The 18435-nt window shown below is 29.0% G+C and carries 14 protein-coding genes, 3 tRNA genes and 1 pseudogene; 2 read left to right on the forward strand and 16 right to left on the reverse strand.

Annotated features, from left to right (window positions below; translation table 11 throughout):
- Window position 1: 1 nt before the first annotated feature.
- From ilvD to rpmE, 11 genes are all read right to left on the reverse strand, one after another.
- The gene (gene ilvD / locus Bsans602_RS03065) at window positions 2–1855 is read right to left on the reverse strand and encodes a dihydroxy-acid dehydratase (protein ID WP_500837044.1); all 1854 of its coding nucleotides are present in this window, start codon (window positions 1853–1855) and stop codon (window positions 2–4) included.
- Between the two features lie 42 nt (window positions 1856–1897).
- Entirely contained in the window at window positions 1898–2818 is a 921-nt protein-coding gene (locus Bsans602_RS03070) for a branched-chain amino acid transaminase (protein WP_500837045.1), read from the reverse strand.
- 58 nt (window positions 2819–2876) lie between these two features.
- Window positions 2877–3113 carry an acetolactate synthase 2 small subunit gene (gene ilvM / locus Bsans602_RS03075; protein ID WP_500837046.1) on the reverse strand — a complete coding sequence of 79 codons (237 nt, stop codon included), beginning with the start codon at window positions 3111–3113 and terminating at the stop codon, window positions 2877–2879.
- A 1-nt stretch (window position 3114) separates the two neighbouring features.
- Complete coding sequence (gene ilvG / locus Bsans602_RS03080) at window positions 3115–4758, reverse strand: acetolactate synthase 2 catalytic subunit (protein WP_500837047.1); 1644 nt, start codon at window positions 4756–4758, stop codon at window positions 3115–3117.
- A 990-nt stretch (window positions 4759–5748) separates the two neighbouring features.
- A tRNA-Trp gene (locus Bsans602_RS03085) sits at window positions 5749–5822 on the reverse strand.
- 32 nt (window positions 5823–5854) lie between these two features.
- A tRNA-Asp gene (locus tag Bsans602_RS03090) sits at window positions 5855–5928 on the reverse strand.
- A gap of 155 nt (window positions 5929–6083) precedes the next feature.
- Window positions 6084–6156: transfer RNA gene (locus Bsans602_RS03095), tRNA-Ala, on the reverse strand.
- Between the two features lie 475 nt (window positions 6157–6631).
- Window positions 6632–7480 (reverse strand): glutamate racemase, encoded by an 849-nt coding sequence (murI, locus tag Bsans602_RS03100; protein WP_500837048.1) that lies wholly within the window; start codon window positions 7478–7480, stop codon window positions 6632–6634.
- Window positions 7481–7893: 413 nt separating this feature from the next.
- Window positions 7894–8790 carry a methylenetetrahydrofolate reductase gene (gene metF, locus Bsans602_RS03105; protein ID WP_500837049.1) on the reverse strand — a complete coding sequence of 299 codons (897 nt, stop codon included), beginning with the start codon at window positions 8788–8790 and terminating at the stop codon, window positions 7894–7896.
- Between the two features lie 326 nt (window positions 8791–9116).
- Window positions 9117–10265, reverse strand: a complete 1149-nt coding sequence (metB, locus tag Bsans602_RS03110) for a cystathionine gamma-synthase (RefSeq protein ID WP_500837050.1) — start codon at window positions 10263–10265, stop codon at window positions 9117–9119.
- Between the two features lie 260 nt (window positions 10266–10525).
- Window positions 10526–10774, reverse strand: a complete 249-nt coding sequence (rpmE, locus tag Bsans602_RS03115; RefSeq protein ID WP_500837051.1) for a 50S ribosomal protein L31 — start codon at window positions 10772–10774, stop codon at window positions 10526–10528.
- Between the two features lie 1359 nt (window positions 10775–12133).
- Here rpmE and Bsans602_RS03120 point away from each other — a divergent pair.
- Window positions 12134–12883 carry a ferredoxin--NADP(+) reductase gene (locus Bsans602_RS03120; RefSeq protein ID WP_500837052.1) on the forward strand — a complete coding sequence of 250 codons (750 nt, stop codon included), beginning with the start codon at window positions 12134–12136 and terminating at the stop codon, window positions 12881–12883.
- A 238-nt stretch (window positions 12884–13121) separates the two neighbouring features.
- Window positions 13122–13901, forward strand: a complete 780-nt coding sequence (tpiA, locus tag Bsans602_RS03125; protein WP_500837053.1) for a triose-phosphate isomerase — start codon at window positions 13122–13124, stop codon at window positions 13899–13901.
- Between the two features lie 189 nt (window positions 13902–14090).
- Here tpiA and pfkA read toward each other — a convergent pair whose 3' ends face one another.
- The 5 genes and pseudogenes from pfkA to grxC form a co-directional block, all read right to left on the reverse strand.
- Entirely contained in the window at window positions 14091–15053 is a 963-nt protein-coding gene (gene pfkA / locus Bsans602_RS03130; protein ID WP_500837054.1) for a 6-phosphofructokinase, read from the reverse strand.
- Between the two features lie 749 nt (window positions 15054–15802).
- Window positions 15803–16540 (reverse strand): annotated as a pseudogene (gene cysE / locus Bsans602_RS03135) (serine O-acetyltransferase); the annotation flags it as partial.
- Window positions 16541–16605: 65 nt separating this feature from the next.
- The gene (gene gpsA / locus Bsans602_RS03140) at window positions 16606–17622 is read right to left on the reverse strand and encodes an NAD(P)H-dependent glycerol-3-phosphate dehydrogenase (RefSeq protein ID WP_500837055.1); all 1017 of its coding nucleotides are present in this window, start codon (window positions 17620–17622) and stop codon (window positions 16606–16608) included.
- A 16-nt stretch (window positions 17623–17638) separates the two neighbouring features.
- Complete coding sequence (secB, locus tag Bsans602_RS03145) at window positions 17639–18082, reverse strand: protein-export chaperone SecB (protein ID WP_500837056.1); 444 nt, start codon at window positions 18080–18082, stop codon at window positions 17639–17641.
- Window positions 18083–18144: 62 nt separating this feature from the next.
- Window positions 18145–18426: a glutaredoxin 3 gene (gene grxC / locus Bsans602_RS03150; protein WP_500837057.1), complete on the reverse strand. Its 282-nt coding sequence runs from the start codon at window positions 18424–18426 to the stop codon at window positions 18145–18147.
- Between the last annotated feature and the right edge of the window lie 9 nt (window positions 18427–18435).

The raw sequence follows: 18435 nt of genomic DNA on the forward strand, positions 1-18435 counted from the left end.
ATTATCCCAATAACTTAGATTTATCGCGAACAGCGCCCTTATCTGCACTTGTTACTAAATGAGCATATGCTTTTAAAGAAGTAGGTATATTTCTATTTCTGTTGATTGGGGTCCATGCTTTAGTTCCTCGAGCCATTTCCAATTCATACCTTGTTTTTAGTATATGTTCAGATACTTCTAAAATAATACTACGTGTATTGATATTAATATTAATTATATCTCCGTTATGTACTAAGCCGATTAATCCTTTATTAGCTGCTTCTGGAGATATGTGTCCAATAGACAAACCGGACGTTCCACCTGAAAATCTACCATCTGTAATTAAAGCGCAACATAAATCCAAACTCATAGATTTAAGAAAAGATGTTGGATATAACATTTCTTGCATACCTGGTCCTCCTTTTGGGCCTTCATATCGAATTACAACGATATCTCCAGGATGTACATTGCCTGTTAGAATTGCTTGAACAGCCTCTTCTTGACTTTCATAGACTTTAGCTGGGCCACAGAATTTTTGAAGGTTTATATGAACTCCAGCAGTTTTCACAAGACAACCATCTGCAGCAAGATTTCCGTACAATACTGCTAATCCGCCATCTTGACTATAAGCATGCTCGCGAGAACGAATACAACCAGAACAACGATCTACATCTAATGAAGCCCATCTGTTTGTTTGAGTGAAGGCTTGTGTAGTACGTACTCCTCCTGGTGCTGCAGCGTACATATTTTTTGGATCGGTATTATTATGGCAGGAAACAATATCATATTTTAATAATGTTTCCGATAAAGATTGATGTAACACATTGCGTGTGTTACTATGTAGTAGGCCACAACGATGTAATTCACCAAGTATACCCATTACTCCTCCAGCTCGATGAAAATCTTCCATATGATATTGTTGAGTATTTGGAGCTACTGTACACAAATGTGGTACTGTTCGAGATAATCTGTCAATGTCTGCCATAGTAAAATCTATTGCTCCTTCTTGTGCAGCTGCAAGTAGATGTAACACGGTATTGGTGGATCCACCCATTGCAATATCTAACATCATTGCATTTTCAAAAGAAGATTTATTAGCTATATTACGAGGTAAAACAGAGTAATTATTTTCTTCATAATAAGATTTTGCTAAGTGGACGATATATTTACCAGCATTTAAAAACAATTTTTTTCGATCAGAATGGGTAGCTAACAATGATCCATTTCCTGGCTGAGCTAGTCCTAATGCTTCTGTTAAACAATTCATAGAATTTGCAGTGAACATTCCTGAACAAGATCCACATGTAGGACACGCTTCTTCTTCGATTTTTTGTTGATCAATATTAGAAATATTAGGATTTGCAGCATAAGTTATTGCATCAATTAAATTAAGCTTAATATCTTTATTAGATAGAGTTATTGCGCCAGATTCCATTGGGCCACCTGATATAAAAATGGCTGGAATATTTAAGCGCAATGCTGCCATTAACATTCCAGGTGTTATTTTATCGCAATTGGAAATACATACCATAGCATCAACACAATGAGCATTGATCATATATTCTACTGAATCAGCAATAAGATCCCTAGATGGTAAAGAATATAGCATACCACTATGTCCCATGGCAATTCCGTCATCTATAGCAATAGTGTTAAACTCTTTTGCGACTCCTCCATGAATGTTAATTTGTTCAGAAACTAGTGCTCCTACATGTCGTAAATGCACGTGACCAGGAACAAATTCGGTAAATGAATTTACTACAGCAATAATCATTTTATTAAAATCTTTGGTGGTCATTCCTGTAGCGCGCCATAATGCTCGAGCACCAGCCATATTACGACCATGCGTAGTAGTAGCAGAGCGATATTGAGGCATATATTTAAACTCCAATGTTTTATAAATGTGCATGTTCAATTATTAATTGACTGAATCTAACCAGTCCCATAAATCTTCAGTTACTCCAGTAAATAAGTTAAAAAATAAATTTTGTAATTTTTTAGTAATGGGTCCGCATCTACCAGTACCTATTTGAATGCCATCTACGCTACGTATCGGGATTATTTCTGCAGCAGTACCTGACATAAATATTTCATCAGCTGTATACAAAGACTCACGAGATAACACTTGTTCTTGTACTTCTAAACCAATGTTTGTTGCCAATTTAATAATAGAATCTCGTGTAACTCCAGGTAATATAGAAGAGGCACGTGGTGGTGTTAAGATAATTTTATTTTTAACTTCGAATAAGTTTTCACCAGCACCTTCTGAAACATAACCGTATATATCTAACCCAATTCCTTCGTGATAACCATTTCTGTAAGCTTCGTTACTAATTAACATGGATGATAAGTAATTTCCACCAGCTTTAGCTGAGCTTGGAAGAGTATTTGCTGGTACTCTGTTCCAAGAAGATATCATCACATCAATCCCTTGTGTTAAAGACTCTTCTCCTAAATAAGATAGCCAAGGAAAAGCTGCTATAGCAACGTCTGCGGTATATCCAGGGTCTGGGTTGATTTTCATTCCTACGTCTCCAATGAATACTATAGGACGAATATATGCATTAATTAAATTATTTTCACGAATAATAACTCTACATGCTTGCATTAAACTGTTGATACTCCAAGAAATGGGTATACGATAAATTTTTGCGGAGTCATGCAATCTTTGTATGTGTTCGCGATGACGAAATATAATAGGTCCCTTATATGAATCATAACATCTCATACCTTCAAATACTGATGATCCGTAATGCAAGGAATGAGACATTACATGTATTTTAGCTTCTTGCCATGGGATGATATTTCCATTAAACCAAATAAAATTTGCTGTATTCATTTGATTTCTTCCTTAGTGATATAGTCAAATATAATATTCATTTAAACAATCATTGAACTTATTGGATTTCAATATGGTATATATCCGTCAATTTATTTAATTGAGCAGATAATAAGTATATTGCTCTATTACTGGAAACAGTTAAAAAAATATTTATTTTTTTGTTATGACACTTATGATGTGACGACATATTTAACGTATGTAATTCAAAACCACGATGACGTATAACCCGAAGAATACGTTCAAGCACTTCTGGGCAAAATCTAGCTTTAATACACAAAGAATAATATATCATATTACTGCTCCAACATAGCGTCATTTGAAGAACCAGGTGGAACTAGTGGCCAAACGTTTTCATATTCATCGATTAGTACATGTAACAAAAAAGCACCTGTGTGCATAAATAATGAATTAATTGCATTTGATATCTGAGATTTGTGAGTAATACGTAATCCATGAATGTCAAATGCTTTAGCTAAAACAAGAAAGTTGGGATTATCTGTTAATGTAGTTTCACTGTAACGTTTATTAAAAAATAATTGTTGCCACTGACGAACCATTCCTAAACGTTGGTTATCTAATAAAACAATTTTAATAGGTAGGCTTTTGCGTTTAATAGTGGCAAGTTCTTGTATATTCATCATAAATGATCCATCGCCAGAAATACATATTACCATATGGTTGGGTCGTCCAATTTGAGCTCCGATAGCTGCAGGTGTTCCGAATCCCATAGTTCCGAGTCCTCCAGAAGTAATAAAATTTTCTGGACGATTAAATTGCATGTGTTGGGCAGCCCACATTTGATGTTGCCCAACATCTGTAGTTACAATAGTATCATAGGGAGCGTTTTCACTAATCGTTCGTAATAAGGCTGGTGCGTAAATTTTGTCATCAGTTGATTGATAAGACCAACGGTACTTGAGTTTTAAAGATTTTACTTTTATTCTCCATTCATTAATAGATAGGGATTGTGTTAATGCAAATAATAAATCGTTTAAATTTCCCGACAAAGAAACATGAGCCAAACGTAGTTTGCCAAATTCTGCAGGATCAATATCTAAATGAATTACTTTTGCTTGTGGAGCAAAAGTATGTAACTGTCCAGTTACTCGATCATCAAAACGAGCTCCAATTGCAATTAGTAAATCACATTTTTGCACTGCTAAGTTAGCTGCTTGATTGCCATGCATACCTAACATTCCTAAATAACAATCTTCTGTATAATCTGGTGCACCAATTCCTTTTAATGTTACTACAGTAGGTATTTTTGTTTTAGAAATGAATGTACGTAATGATGTCACTGCTTGAGCCATGCCCACTCCTCCACCTATATAAAGTATTGGTTGGTATGATTGAAGCATTAATACACGAGCTTTTTCTATATTACCTTTGATGCTACAAATATTTTTTTTGTTATTAACATAATATTTAGGTATTATTTTTTCGGTAGATAATTGGATATCTTTTGGTATATCTATTAATACTGGACCTGGTCTTCCTTTAGAAGCAATCAAAAATGCCTCATCGATAATACCAGGTATCATACTTAATGAATGTACTAAAAAGCTATGTTTAGTGCAAGCTAAAGATAATCCTAATACATCCACTTCTTGAAATGCATCAGTACCAATAAATTCCAATCCTACTTGTCCAGTAATCGCTACTATAGGGATAGAGTCTAATAACGCATCAGCTAGTCCAGTGATAAGATTGGTAGCTCCTGGCCCAGAAGTGGCAAAGCAAACACCAACTTTCCCGGTGGCTCTAGCATATCCTATAGCAGCTATAATCGCTCCTTGTTCATGTCTACATAATAAATGCTTTACTTCAGAATCAAACAATGCATCGTATATTGGCATGATCGCCCCACCTGGATAACCAAAAATAATATCCACACCTTTGTCTCTCAGTGCTTTTATTATCCACTGAGCTCCGTTCATATTTATTTCCTCGTGTGATTTGTATAAATTAAATAATAATTAAGTTAGATTATTCATAAATAAGTGATCGATTTTTTTAAATTAATTTTAATCATATGAAATTACATATTTTTATTAGATTTAAATAGATTTGAAATATTTATAATACATTGTATTTATATTAAAATAATTTCTATTTTAGTAAAATCTTTATAATATTTATATCTGCGATATCAATATAAGTGTTCGGTTATGTATCAGTGTAGTTGTACAACATACTAATATCATTAGTTTAAAATACAATATTGCTGTGTATAAATTAAAATTTATTTTTTATGTTTTAAATAAACAAATAATTATATAGAAAATTAATTTTTTGTTATATCGGTGTTGAAATTTAATGGTTAATAATATTGTATTTTATAATATGTTTTATTAAAAACTAGCAGTAATTTTTAAAACAGTAATTTCCATGTTGCTTAAATATAAAAATTTTTATAATAAATACATATAGTCATCGTGCTCATAAAAAATAGAAGTATTTGGTATTCTTAATATTAACTAACAATAGTAAATTCTGTTTTATTTTAATATTCTCGTTTTAGTGGATATTTTCAATAAGGAATGATATGTATTTGATTGTATAGTATGTTTTTATATGTTCTATTTTATAAATAGATCTATAACCGTTTATTATTTATTAATAATTTTTAATTATAGATAGTAGCGTATACTTTTTAAGAAAAATAATCATATAACACGGTATGATTTTAATCATACTATATTTTTTAAATGTTTATACGTTTCAATTTGTATAATTGGTTTTTATATTCAAATCATGTAAAAATCTATAAAAATATAGGATAATAACTATCATTTATAAAAAATATAAATAATAAAACTACAAAACATACGATATTTTTTATATATATTAAATATATATGTTTATAAATTATATAAATATTAAACTTTATATTATAAATTTTAAATTTTTTATGTAGAGGTATATAACAGGGGTGAAGAGACTTGAACTCCTAACACCCGGTTTTGGAGACCGACGTTCTACCTATTTGAACTACACCCCTTATACAATTTAACGAGTAACACAATTAAAATGCGGTGCGGACGGGACTCGAACCCGTGACCCTCGGCGTGACAGGCCGATGTTCTAACCATCTGAACTACCGCACCGATATCAATAATGATTATCGAAACCAATGTCTTATTAAACATTAGATAATGTTTAATAAGACATGTTGTAGAATTGTTTCCCTACTAGATACACTGTCTTTACAGTTTTTGTGTAGAAATCTATTTAACATATAGTTATTTTATATATTCATTTATGGAGCTAAGCGGAATCGAACCGCTAACCTTCTGTGTGCAAAACAGATGCTCTCCCAGTTGAGCTATAGCCCCGCATCTATCACAACGCACACTGTAACAAGTTTAAAATAAAGATGCAAATTAAAATAATATAATTATAAATTTTTACTTTACTGAATGAAGATAATTTCTAAAATAATGGTTGTTAATTGTACTGATATTAGAAATAATAAATAATTCAAAATTTAGTGTAATGAAGTCAAGAATTATTTTTGTAAAAGTTTGTTACAATTTGATGTAAATAAACTTAATAATCTAGCAGTACTAGTATAAATTTGATAAATATTTATAAAAAATTTGAATTTTTTAATATTTTGAGTATATAAATATTTATATTTACAGATCAGATCTGAGCTTAATTTTAATAATTAGAAAATAATTATTATATATTAATATATGTTTTATGTACGTTTACATTTGTTCAATACAACAAGTGAATATTTATTGTATGTAATATGAATTAATAAGCGTATACATTCTATAAAAAATGTGAAATTCTTGTTATAATTTATATTGATAAGATTTCTAAAGAGAAAAAATTATAATGAGATAATAAAATAGATTTTAGTTGGGTAGCTTCTGTAGTATTCATGGAACAATAGATTTTATTCGGTCTGATAGAATAAAAATTGTTTATAGATCCTTTAGTTAAGTTCTTATGTCGTAGTAAACGTAAACTATATTTAGCGACAGTACGTCTAGAATCTATCAAATAGCTATTTGAAGATAACGCTGCAATTAGTTCTTTTTTTAGTAAAGAAAAATGAGTACATCCTAGTACAATAGTATCAGGAGGTTGTTTCATTTCTAACCAGGGAGCAAGAATATCACGAAGTACTGATAAGGGTATTTTTTTTCCATATATTTTAGATTCAGCTAGGTTTACTAATTCAGATGTACCCAATAGCATGACTTTATGTTTATTTGCAAAACGTTTTATAAGATCCCAAGTATAATCATGATTTACAGTGCGATGTGTTGCTAATACTCCAATAATTCCATTTCTAGTTAATTTAGATGCTAATTTGATCGCAGGTATCACTCCGATAATAGGAAACAAAAAGTGGTTTTGTAATATTTTTAATGAAACTACACTGGCAGTATTACAAGCAATAATTACAAGATCTAGTTGATGTTGATTTTGCACAGCTTTAATTATAGAGGTTACACGATTTGTGATAAATATTTCTGAACGTTCGCCATAAGGAAAGGCTTGATTATCAAAGAAATATAAATACCATACGCATGGTAATAATTTTCGTATTGCAGTATAAATGGATAAACCGCCTACTCCAGAATCTAATATTAAGATTGTCGGTTGTTTATGTTTATGTATTTTTGTGCAGAAATATGTCATTTTTATTAAATATTTACTTTGATACAAGTATTATAGAGATTGGTATAGTTACCGGTATATATTTAATTTACTGTTTTTTGTTTATATTTTTTATAATAAGGTATTAATTTTTTATTAAAAAATTTTTGTTCTTTTGACCAGAGATATAAATTGAACACTATATCTATAATGTTAGTTTTATTGGAATCATATGTCTTTGTATTTTTATTCGTAATTGATTAAATATTACCGTGTATAGGATTATTATGTATTATGCTGATAATATGTAGGTAAATATGAGTATTCTTGTCTTCTAATGAATAATTTTTGCATGTAAAATAAACATTTTATAGGCATTGACTCTTAAAATATATACGTTTTGGACATGATATCTAGAAAATAGATTTATATAAAAACTTTATATATAAGATATATTATATCAGTTTTTGATTTTTTACGCCTAAACTATGACATATTGCATATGTTAAATCTGATCTATTAAGAGTATAAAAGTGAAAATTTCTTACTCCTTCTTTGATAAGAATTCTAATCATGTCTATTGCTACAAATGTTCCAAGCATTTTCTGTGTTTTTAAGTCGTGATCTAACCCGTTAAAAATTACGTATATCCAATGAGGTATTTTAACTTTAGTAAAAGTGATAAAATTCTGTACTTGACGAAAATTGAAAATAGGCAATATTCCGGGAATAATTTCTATATCGATTCCAATAGATACACAAAGGTCTCTAAATCTTAAATATTGTTCTACATCAAAAAAAAATTGAGTAATCGCTCGATTAGCGCCAGCATCTATTTTTTTTTTTAAATTAATTAAATCTGATTGTGCATTTTTTGCTTCTGGATGTACTTCTGGATAAGCAGCTACGGAAATATCAAAATTTCCGACTTTTTTTAGTAAATATACCAAATCTGCAGCATGCATAGATGATTGATAATTTTTGTTGATTTGATCACCTCTTAATGCAACAATGTTATGAATACCATTATTCCAGTATTTTTGAGCAATGGTTTGTAATGCTTGAGGGGTTTCATTAATACATGTTAAATGGGGAGCTACTACTAGTCGAGTACGCTTTTTTATATCATTAATTGTTTTGTCAGTGTAATCTCGTGTTCCAGAATTAGCACTATATGTTACGGAAACAAAAATGGGATTTAGTTTACTTAACTTTTTTATACTTTTCCATAATATTTTTTTCATTTCATTGGTACGTGGAGGGAAAAATTCAAATGATACATTAATATTGCCTCGTAACTCTGCTAAATATTGATTTAATATTTCTTGTTGAGCAGCATGGAACATACTCATATTTTCCTCTCGTGGATTTTAAAATAATATATATAACATGTTATATATGTCATACTACAAATAAGCATTATTATATATATTGTTTAGTGGTTCTATTTTTATAAATATTTTTGTATTTAAGTTGCGTGAAAATGGTTTCTGATTATTATAATCAACATTGTTTACTTAATAAGTTAAAACAGTGCTGTTGTTATTATAAGTTTTCTGTTTGTGAATTATATACTAGTAGTGGTTTAAATAACTCAAGTGTGTATTAAGTGATATATGGTGTAGATCATACGTTAATTTTTATATGTTTATACATATATTAATGTGGGTTTGTCTTATTATCGTATTGACATAAATGCTTGCTCTAAGTCAGCGATAAGGTCATCACTATCTTCTAGGCCTACTGAAACACGAAGTAACATATCGTTAATTCCAGCATGTTTTCGGGCATTTTCCGGCATAGCCGCATGTGTCATAGTAGCTGGATGGGCAATGAGACTTTCTACGCCTCCGAACGATTCTGCTAATGTAAACAATTTTAATGATTGTAAAAATTGTACTAATATATTTTTAGTTCCTTTTAGCTCGAAACTAAATATTGATCCAAATCCACTTTGTTGTTTACAAGCAATATTATGTCCAGGATGAGTGGATAACCCTGGATAGTATAGTGCATTAATTTGAGATTGTTTTTGACAAAAATCAATAATTTTTTTAGTATTATTTTGTTGTTGGGAAACTCGAGGCATTAAAGTACGCATGCCACGCAATAATTGGTAGCTATCAAAAGCACTGCTGGTAATTCCAAGTGTGTTGCTCCACCAAGTTAATTTGTCGGAAATATATGGATCTTTAGATATTACTACTCCTGCTATTAAATCTGAATGTCCATTTAAATATTTACTGCAAGAATGCACTACTAAATCAGCGCCTAGAATTAATGGATTTTGAAAAATTGGAGTCATAAACGTATTATCTACGATATATAATATATCTTTCTGAAAATTGCAAATACTGTAAATATCTACTATTCGGAGCATAGGATTACTTGGCGTTTCTATAAAAATTAATTTAGGTTTATGTATTAATGACTCTAGTAATACTTGTGTGTCATTTTGGTCAATAAATAATACTTTATATATGCCTTTTTTATGCAGTGCATCTAATAATCGATAAGTGCCTCCGTAACAATCGTGAGGCGCTATTAATACGTCGTTTGGTTCAAGCAAAGCAGAGCAAATTAAATAAATAGCAGACATACCGCTACTTGTCATAATTGCATTGTTTCCATATTCTAAATCTGATAAAGTTTTTTGAGCTACATCTCGAGTAGGGTTTTTTCGTCGGGAATAATCATAAAGACGTGGTTGATTTAATCCAAAGAAATTGTAAGTAGTTGAAAGAGTAATAGGAGGAACAACGCATCCATGTTGCTCATCAATATTCAAACCACTTCTAACACTAATTGTAGATTGTTTAATATTCATAATAAATAATTAATTTGATCATCTATATTTTGCAACATACCATTAATATTATTAATATACTAATGTTATTTATACATCTGATAATATTTTTATACATTTATTATTTATTACGACCAAAATAATGAATGTGTTTTGATAGTAATGATGTGCAGTAGTAATAGTAATAAAATTTGACGATTTACGTTCATATACGCTGTAGTATGTTTTGTTGCGTCACATGTTCTGATATCTACCAGATGTAGATATAAGAATGTATATATTTATTTTTTATTTAATTTTTTGTTAACAGGCAAAAAATTATCGTTAATAGCAACATTAAAACGTTTATTAAAAAGATTCACACGGCCACGTGTATCTACTATACGCTGTGTGCCCGTATAAAACGGATGGCATAGATTGCAAACATCTAAATTTAAATTACGGTTTAAAGTTGATTTAGTATTAATAATATTTCCACACGAACAGTGCGCAGATACTTTACTGTATTTTGGATGAATGTTTTTTTTCATGATACATTTTCATATTAAGTAATATTGTGTGTTTTTAGTAGTTGACAGAATATTGTAACGAATAATAAACCCATAAATTCTGTTTTGTGTATGCAATAACCGAAATACTAACATATAATCGTGTATATAACCAGAAAATTTGCTCTGTTAATTATGTATGATGGTGTAAAATAGATGAGTAATAAATTAATAATTTTTTAAATATCTATTATTAGTAGATATTGTTTTTAATTTATATAAAATTTTTATACAAAATTTATAATAATTTTTATGTTTCTAAATAAAATGTATCTAAATTTTAAGGGTGTCGTTTTGTAATATGAAATTGAATTTCACTACAATAGAAACAAATGAGTATATATATTATTAGTTAAGAATAACTATTATTTTAGTAAAAATAACTATATTTAGTTTAGCTAAACGTAGCGCTTGTTTTCCTATCATATATGAATATTAATTCAACTGATGACTACGTTATTACTATACAATATATAAATTTATAATGTTCTATTAATATTTAGTAATATAATTAGGTCAAAATATACTATATCCATACTATAACTATAATAATCAATAAATAGTAATTATATTGTATTGTTGGTTACACTAAAATAAAGCTTTCTAACAGATAATTGAATATTGAAGATTATATATGTCTTATTAATAATAAAATTAACTAATAAAGTTTTATATCTTTGGTAAAAGATATAAAATATGAATATAATTATAATTTATCATGAATAAGAACATATTTTTTATTTATATGAAAATTTCATTATTCTAATTTTTAGAAATTATTATATGTTTTTATGATGTTAATTTTATTAGGTAAAATAGTAGTGTAGGATCTGTTTTAGCAACAATATTTATAAAATAAATTATAATTAAATATCTGTATTTACAGATACCACCAATATGTTTTAATGATAATTTCAATCATTAAAATAACTTTGATTTAACCATTTAATTGCTACTATAGATTAATTTGTGAACGTATATATAGTTAAAAATGTCAGTATGAATAAACAACCTGTATATATTATGCATTTATTGAATTATATATGGTATAGTCATTATAAATGAGAAGTATTCTATAGCATATTCATATAAACATAACAACGTTAAAGTAATTGTGTCGACGTATAATTTTAGTATCATCAATTTTTGTTAAAGCAAAAAATAATTTTGAAGATATTATATTAGTTTGCAAAAAAATTTTATATATTAATGCTATATCGTATATTTTATAAATATAAGATAGCGGTATATACGCCTAGTTTAATTTCATTCTGATTATATCAATGAAGTAACTGAAGTAAAATTAAATAATTTAAATATAGTTAAATATAGGTCAATTTTATGTCTACGTGGGTTGTTGGAAAAATTGTTGAAGTAAAACACTGGACGGATCAGTTATTTAGCCTTATCGTACAAGCGCCAGTAAATACATTTGTTGCTGGACAATTTACTAGAATAGGGATATACGTAAATAATATGATTATACAACGTGCTTATTCGTATCTTAATGCTCCTAATAATCCTAATCTAGAATTTTACATAGCTACTGTATTAAAAGGGAAATTTACTCCATTATTACGTACTTTATGTTCTGGCGACACTGTTATGCTTACTAAAGAAGCATATGGGCGTTTTGTACTTGATGAAATTCCAAATTGTGCAAATTTATGGATGTTGGCTAGTGGGACAGGAATTGGTCCGTATCTATCGATACTTGAGGATCATGATGCAAGATTGGATCAATTTTCAAATATTGTGTTAGTGCATGCGGTACGGTATTACAAAAATTTAAATTATTTATTTCAAATGAAAAAATTAAAGAATATTTATTCTAGTAAATTGCATATACAAACAATTACAAGCCAGGAAGAATCTTCTAATTCGCTTTTTGGACGTATACCTGCTTTAATAGAAAATAATTCTTTAGAACGAAAAGTGGAATTGCAATTGGATATTACTAATAGTCATGTAATGTTGTGTGGGAATCCACAAATGATATCTGATACTAAAGAAATATTGAAAAAAAAATATGGAATGAAAGATCATGTACGACGTAATCCAGGCCATATTACTCAAGAACGTTATTGGTAATAATATATTCATAATGAATATTATGTATTGTAACTTATAATGTATTTTATAATTGATTGTTGAAATCATCGTAATTCTTAACATCGGTATATTATAGTTTATATTTTGTTATATTTATAAATATATGCATTTATGCATCGTGCAAGATGTTGTGTATTTGATCCATTTTTTATTTATGTTATTAATATGATGTACGATGATCATTGTATAAGGTGATTTTAATGATAGGAGAAACAGTATGCGACGCCTATTAGTAATAGGTAACTGGAAATTAAATGGTAACAAAAATACTATAACTAATTTAGTTGTTAAGTTAGTTAAGACATGCGCTAATATTTCTAAATGTAGTATGGCGGTAGCTCCTCCTGTGATGTATTTAGATGTAGTTATGCATTATTTAATTAACAGTAACATTTCATTATGTGCTCAAAATGTTGATATTCATACATCTGGATCATTTACTGGGGATATTTCTGCAGCAATGTTACAAGATCTAAATACACGATATGTTTTGATTGGTCATTCTGAACGAAGAATACATCATAAGGAAAATGATGCATATATTGCTAAAAAGTTTTTTATCTTAAAAAAGATCGGATTAATTCCTGTTTTGTGTATAGGAGAGAATAAAAGAGAATATGATTCTGGACATACTCAATCGGTATGTCTTAATCAAATTAAGTCAATCATTAAATTATTTGGTGTGGAAGCGTTTAAAAATTCAGTTATTGCGTACGAGCCTACGTGGGCTATAGGCAGCGGTGTGAGCGCGTTTCCAGAAAACGTACAAGTAGTGCATAGGTTTATCCGAAATTATATTGCAAATTATAATGTGTCTATAGCTAATGAAATAGTTATTCAATATGGAGGATCTGTAACGCCAGAAAATGTTACTCAATTTTTAAATCAAAAAGACATTGATGGTGTATTAGTGGGATCTGCTTCTTTGAATGCAGATAGTTTTTCTATGATTGTGCAAGCAGCCGAAATTCATGACAAATCATCATGCTTAACATGATAAATAAATAATACATTATGTGTCAAAGATATGTTAATGTTATTGGTACAACAGACATGTGGTGTTTTCAGGAACGAGTAAACAATAACGAATATAATTTATGCATATCATGACGTTGGTTCTTTAATACATAAAATTTAAATATTATTTAATTATTATAAAAAATAGAATAATAGTGATTACTTAATTTTAAAACAGTTTTTTAGCTGTTTTTAGTAGATCTTGACGAAAAGGACGTTGCATATGTTGTATTGCATCATTAATGTCGTGATGTACTAGTTTTTCGTTTTGTACTCCAATGCAACGTCCTTTATAACCTTGTAATAATAGCTCAATAGAATATGCTCCCATTCTGGATGCTAGAATACGATCGTAAGCCACTGGTTTTCCTCCACGTTGGATATATCCTAAAACAGTAGCGCGAGTCTCTCTACCAGTTTTTTTTTCAATATATTGTGCTAAGTAAAATATATTACAAATACGTTCAGTAATAGTTATTATTGCGTGTTTTTTTCCTTTAGAAATGCCAGATTTAATTTCATTTACTAAATCTTGTGCATTAAATTCTACTTCGGGGACTACAATAAACTCGCAACCTCCAGCTATTGCTGCCGCCATAGTTAAATCGCCACAACAACGACCCATTACTTCTACAATAGAAATACGTTGGTGTGAAGAGGATGTGTCACGCAATCTATCAATTGCATCAACGATTGTCTCTAAAGCTGTAAAATAACCGATAGTATAATCTGTTCCAGCAACATCGTTATCGATAGTGCCAGGTAATCCTATACATGGAAATCCTATATCACTTAATTTTTTGGCTCCTAAATAAGATCCATCTCCTCCAATTATTATAAGGGCATCCAATTTGCGTTTATATATATTATTAATAGTTATTGTTCTGATGGCATCTTCTTTAAATTCAGGAAAACGTGCAGAACCAAGAAAGGTACCTCCTCGGTTTATTATATCTGAAACACTACGTCGGCTTAATTGTATCATTCGGTTTTGAAATAATCCTAAATAACCATCATATACTCCATAAATTTCTAATCCTTCAGAGAGACCTGCTCGTACGACACCTCGAATGGCTGCATTCATTCCTGGAGAGTCACCACCGCTTGTTAGTACTCCTATTTTTTTTATCATATATACAAAACTCTATTTATGTTGTGTATCTGCAGAGCAGATCATAACTATATTTTTATTTAATCTATACAATTAAAAATAAAATATAATTGGTATATGAAGTACATAGAAACAAAAAATTATATTAAATATATATAATTATATATAAAATTGTAGTAAGTTTTTAATTTATTAAATATTTAATTAAATTATAAAATATTTGGACAATAGTACTTGTAGAAATTGAATACTGAAATATTGTTTTTTGTTTATTTAGTGTATATATATTAATATGTTATATTATATCACATTATATTTACTTGTAATAAAGTAAATTAGTTTTTATATCTTTGTAAGATTTAATCTATGTACTAATACAATTATATTAATACATAATTTCGGTGATATTAATAATATAATTAATTTTTTAAAACTAAATATATAAGAAGTGACATATATAATCATATAGCTAGGTTTTAGGTATATGATTATTTAAATTTTTTGGTAAAAAATATTAAATTTTATCGTGTATATTATATTTAATTAAATTATGTATAGATTATACTATATCTTTATTTGCAGTACACATGATTAATTTTATTTTTCAAAATATGTAAACCTCTTTTGTATATTTGAATATTTATATTAATAAATATTGATTTTATATATGTATTTAGTATAATAGTTTTGTGATTATGTTACGTAATGAATACTTAACTAAAAATTATATATTTTCATTTTTATGTAGTGAATCATTTTAATTTGTTAATTCTTTTTATAAGTCTCGCAGGTTTGCCTGTTACTGTAGCATAAGGTGGCACGGAATGTAGTACAACAGATCCAGCTCCAATTTTGGCTCCGTATCCTATTTCAATATTACCTAAAATAATGGCACTAGCCCCAATCATTACTTTTTGCCTAATTTTAGGATGACGATCGCCATTTATTTTACCAGTTCCTCCTAAGGTAACAGATTGCATTATAGACACATTATTTTCTATAATAGATGTTTCTCCTATTACTACTCCAGTAGCGTGATCTATCATAACGCCGCATCCAATACTTGCAGCAGGATGAATATCGACATTAAAAACAGTAGAGATATGGTTATAAAAATACATAGATAATTCTTGACGATTATTATTCCACAACCAATGAGAAATGCGATGTGCTTGTAATGCATGAAATCCTTTAAAATATAAAAAAGGAGTAAAATACTTAGTTACAGACGGATCTTTCAAATGTATTGCATAAATATCTCGTGCTGCAGCAATAATTATATTTTCATCAGAATTATATATATCTTTTAATATTTTAGCGATGTCAGTTACAGACATATCTACATTATTCAATTTTTTAGATAGTATGTGAATTAACGCATTCTTAAAATTTTTATGCTTTAGTATAGTCAAATATATAAAATTAGCCAATATAGGTTCGGATTCGCTTAATAACCTCGCTTCAACCTTAATATTATTCCAAACTATTTCTAATATATTTAAAGGCATAAGCCTACCTTATTTATATAAAATTAATTCTAATTATATAGATATACTCTTAATTATTATAGTTATTAAATTTTTTCTTTTTTTTGTGTACGTTGTAACAAAGAATAAGCTGCATCATGAACATTTTTATTTTGATACAATATTTGATATACTTGTTCAGTGATGGGCATGTCTATTTTGTATTTCAAAGATAACATATATATTTCTTTTATGTTTAAGTATCCTTCTATTATTTGCCCAATATTTTTTTTTGCATGATGTATATTTAAACCTTGTCCCAACAATATGCCAAAGCGACGATTGCGTGATTGATCATCGGTACAAGTTAATACTAAATCTCCTAATCCAGCTAATCCCATGAAAGTTTCTGGCATTGCTCCGATAGCTATTCCAAGTCGTGACATTTCTGCTAAACCTCGTGTAATTAATGCTGTTCGCGCATTAGATCCAAACCCTATTCCATCAGAAATACCTGCTCCAATAGCAATAACATTCTTTACTACTCCCGCTATTTGGATACCAATAATGTCAGTATTACTATATATTCTAAAGTTTTTATTACAATGTAGTATATTTTGTAAATCATAACTTAATATAGCATCAGTAGAAGCTAATGTTATTGCAGTAGGTAATCCTATAGCAAGTTCTCGAGCAAAAGTTGGACCAGAAATAATCGCAATAGGCACATCATTTCCTAAAATATCACGTGTTACATCGTTTAAAAAACGACCAGTTTTAGGCTCTAAACCTTTAGATGCAATGATAATACGAGTATTGTTCTTTAGGTTTGGTTTTATTTGCATCAAAACGTGACTAAATACATGACTTGGTACTGCAATCAGTAAATTTAGACAAGTAGCTAAGGTTGCTGATAGAGATTGTTCTAAATATAACGATGGAGGGAAAGGTATATTTGGTAAATAGGCTTGATTGCATCGATGAATTTTAAGTGTTTGAATATGAGTAGCATTATGACCCCATAATAATACTATATGGCCATGTCTAGATAACGCGATAGCTATGGCTGTACCGTAGGATCCAGCTCCAATTATTGTAATAGTAGGATGTACAATAGTAGACATAGTCACGAAAACTCAATCATTTTGGAATACTAATTTTAGGATGTATTATCATATTTTTTAAAGACTTAATAAATAAAATATCGAAATTAATTGGATCTGAATTAAATTGAAGGACAGCATCTTTAGACACTACTTGGCTGCTTATGTATTCACTAGCATAGAGAAATAAAACACCTGGACAATATGTACTGAAGCAATGTATCATTTGTGTTTTATTAAGTCCTGAAATATTAAAAATTCCAGCTTGTTTTACTTGACATAAAAAATCTATATTTTCCCCAATTTTTTCAGTAACAGTGATACATAGTACTACTTCGTATGCGCTAGAATGAATATTAATCGAATTACTATTTAAATCTACTGTAATTTTTGGATTCCAGATTATTTGAAAAACTGCAGGAGTGTTCGGAGCTGCAAACGAAACATCTTTGGTATATATTCTTTTTATGTGAAATGACATATTATTTGTGTTATTTTTTAGCACATAAACGCCTTATAGCCTGTGATGTTAATAGGTAATTATTATTTTTTAATGTTTTTTTTAGTTAAAATTAAATCTAATTTTCCTTGGTTATCTAATAACACCAAATCATCTGATCCTCCAATATGTAAATCATCTATAAAAATCTGCGGTACTGTAGTGCAACCATTAGATCGTTGTTGCATTTCTATATATATACTGTTTAATGAATCGTCATGATCTATGGGAATTTCTTTAAAATCTAATGATTTTTTTATTAATAATTCTTTAGCGCGATTACAATAAGGACAGTTTTTTTTTGTATAAATTTCAATATAAGCCATTTTTACTCT

It is taken from the genome of Candidatus Blochmannia sansabeanus (nom. nud.) (assembly GCF_059935345.1).